Annotated in this window: 2 protein-coding genes; both read left to right on the top strand. The window is 75.0% G+C overall.

The window, feature by feature from the left end; translation table 11 throughout:
• On the top strand, nucleotides 1-327 hold a 327-nt coding region (locus ACLU3S_RS37035), incomplete at its 5' end, for a chorismate synthase (protein ID WP_413956360.1).
• Between the two features lie 32 nt (nucleotides 328-359).
• The coding region (locus ACLU3S_RS37030; RefSeq protein ID WP_413956361.1) for a shikimate kinase at nucleotides 360-549 on the top strand (190 nt) is incomplete at its 3' end.

Below are 549 nucleotides of genomic sequence, written 5' to 3'. Positions count from 1 at the left end.
CCCGAGGGCATCCGGCGCGTCTCCGCCCGCGCCGGCGGCACCGAGGGCGGCCTGTCCACCGGCGAACTGCTGCGGGTGCGGGCCGCTATGAAGCCGATCGCCACCGTGCCCCGGGCCCTGCGCACCGTGGACGTCGCCACCGGCGAGGAGGCGCAGGCCCATCACCAGCGCTCCGACGTCTCCGCCGTGCCGGCCGCGGGCATCGTCGCCGAGGCGATGGTCGCGCTGGTCCTCGCGGACGCGGTCGCCGAGAAGTTCGGCGGCGACTCCGTGGCCGAGACCCGCCGCAACGTGCGCTCGTACCTCGACAACCTCCACATCCGGTGAGCGCCGTGCCTGCGATCGTGCTCGTCGGCCCGATGGGGGTGGGCAAGTCCACCGTCGGCCGGCTGCTCGCCGAGCGGCTCGGACTCGGCTACCGGGACACCGACGACGACATCGTGGCCGCCGAGGGCCGCACCATCGCCGAGATCTTCGTGGACGACGGCGAGCCCGCCTTCCGGGAGATGGAGAAGCGGGCCGTGCGGGCCGCGCTCGCCGAGCACGAGG

This window comes from Streptomyces sp. AF1A (genome assembly GCF_047340315.1).
GTDB lineage: Bacteria > Actinomycetota > Actinomycetes > Streptomycetales > Streptomycetaceae > Streptomyces.
The sequence above is the reverse complement of the archived record's forward strand: the minus strand, read 5'-3'. Positions and strand labels throughout refer to the sequence as shown.